We start from the raw sequence: 1888 nt of genomic DNA, 5'->3' as shown, positions 1-1888 counted from the left end.
GGTATGATGGTTGATATGCTGGAGTATAAACAGAAATGGCAAGGAGGGATACTAATCAGAGTTGATCCAAAATACACCAGCCAAGCCTGTTTTGAATGTCAGCATATCGCAAAAGAAAACAGACAAACTCAAGCTAAGTTTGAGTGCGTCAAATGTGGTTATAAAGCGAACGCAGATTTCAATGCAGCTCGTAATATATTGGCGGCAGGACATGCCGTTTTGTCTGTTGAGGGAGGATGCAGTAAAGGTCGCCCGTTGATGCAGAAAACAAGTGAAGTCCGCGAGGAAGTCACCTAAGAGCCTATGCTTTTAGAATCTCCCACTTGAGCTATGTGCTCCCACTTGAGCTATGTGAAAGTGGGGAGAGTATGTCAATAGTCGGTTGGATAGGCCATATTAAACTGGGATGATAAGAATGTTACAAAGTACTTTTAAAATACAAATTAGTCTGGAACTTTCATGAGCAATAAAATTTTAGTAACAGGCGGAGTAGGCTATATCGGTTCACATACTTGCATCGAGCTAATTGCAGCAGGTTACGATGTGGTGGTCTATGACAACTTGTCTAACAGTAACCTTGAAGCTCTAAAACGCACTGAGCGTCTTGCAGGTAAAGAGATTGCCTTTATTGAAGGTGATGTATTAGATAGAAACCTACTAAATAAAGTTTTCGATGAACACGATTTCTTTGGAGTAATCCACTTTGCGGGTCTAAAAGCCGTAGGAGAGTCAGTTGCTCAGCCATTACGATATTATAAAAATAGGTGGTGGTTCAAAAAGTAGGCTAACATTAGACATACCCATGATTGATGTAAAAGAAAGCTAAATCAAAGGCTTTAAAGTGATTTTCCAGTTTTTTAGAAAAGTTACAACTTCACCTAAATGCTCGCCTTACTCGATGTCTGATAGTGCAATTATTACCTTCAATGCCGACCGTGAAAAACTTGCCAATGACTTGGGTAAAGCCCTTAAAGCCAGTAACAAAGCTATCCCAGGTATCACTAGCGATTCTAGCACAACTTACGCCTAAGGCTTTCAGCTTAGCTTTAAGCTTTTTGACAGTGTTAAGGTCTCGTTTTCCCCACACATAGGCAACAATTTCACCTGTATCACGGTGATAGGCATAAATTAGCCATTGTTTGATGGTCTTTTTACCTACGAATGTCCAAAGCTCATCGACTTCAAGACAGTCATATTGCCTTTGCTTGGGGGTTATTTGGTAGTGACACTTTTTTAGGGTAGCTAGTACTTTGCCTTTGCTAATTTTTTCAACGCAAGCGATGTCTTTTATGCCACTGCCTCGAACCATAAGATGTCGTATTTTGCTATCTTTTTGGGAGTGACAGCCTTGGTACGTTAAGGCATGGTCGCCAATAAACTGCCGTTTGCAGTCTTTGCATTTATAGTTTTGTTTACCATAGCTTTTGAAGCCATTTTTCTTTGTATTGTCACTTAGACAGGCTGGGCATTTGATGTATAGTGTGATTTGCATTTCACTATTTTATCAATTTCTCAGCCTGTTTTTTTTCCAGCCTACTTTTTGAACCACCACCTAGTTTTTTAATCTTTTTACGGTCAGCTTGTTGTTGTCGTCTGCTTGCTAAGCTCTGCTTTTGGCTTTGATTGAATCCTGATAAGGCTCCGGCTCGCCATGCTTTGATTTGTTCGACATATAGGCCTTTACTACGGCAGTATTCGCTAAGCTCGGTCTCTGATAAGCCACTGGCCTCTATGATGGTGGCAAGTTTTGCTTCATTTGACCAGTTGTCGGGAGTGTTTTTATTGCCGGGCATGGGCTGTCCTTGTTCTCTAGCTTGATTACGCCAATTATATAGGGTTTGTACACCTATGCCTTCACTTCTTGCAACTTCTGATACACTTAAGTTAT

The 1888-nt window shown here is 40.8% G+C and carries 2 protein-coding genes and 2 pseudogenes; 2 read left to right on the top strand and 2 right to left on the bottom strand.

The window, feature by feature from the left end; genetic code table 11:
• Positions 1 to 297: zinc ribbon domain-containing protein (locus A1232T_RS09070; RefSeq protein ID WP_208606942.1), on the top strand; the 297-nt coding region annotated here is incomplete at its 5' end.
• Between the two features lie 162 nt (positions 298 to 459).
• Positions 460 to 762: pseudogene (locus A1232T_RS09065) on the top strand (SDR family NAD(P)-dependent oxidoreductase); the annotation flags it as partial.
• Between the two features lie 28 nt (positions 763 to 790).
• Here A1232T_RS09065 and A1232T_RS09060 read toward each other — a convergent pair.
• A pseudogene (locus A1232T_RS09060) lies at positions 791 to 1492 on the bottom strand (IS1 family transposase).
• Between the two features lie 4 nt (positions 1493 to 1496).
• On the bottom strand, positions 1497 to 1888 hold a 392-nt coding region (locus tag A1232T_RS09055; RefSeq protein WP_143513977.1), incomplete at its 5' end, for a transposase.

Source organism: Psychrobacter pasteurii (genome assembly GCF_900162815.1).
GTDB classification, from domain to species: domain Bacteria; phylum Pseudomonadota; class Gammaproteobacteria; order Pseudomonadales; family Moraxellaceae; genus Psychrobacter; species Psychrobacter pasteurii.
Note: the sequence above shows the minus strand (reverse complement) of the source record. Positions and strands in the feature narration are given on the sequence as shown.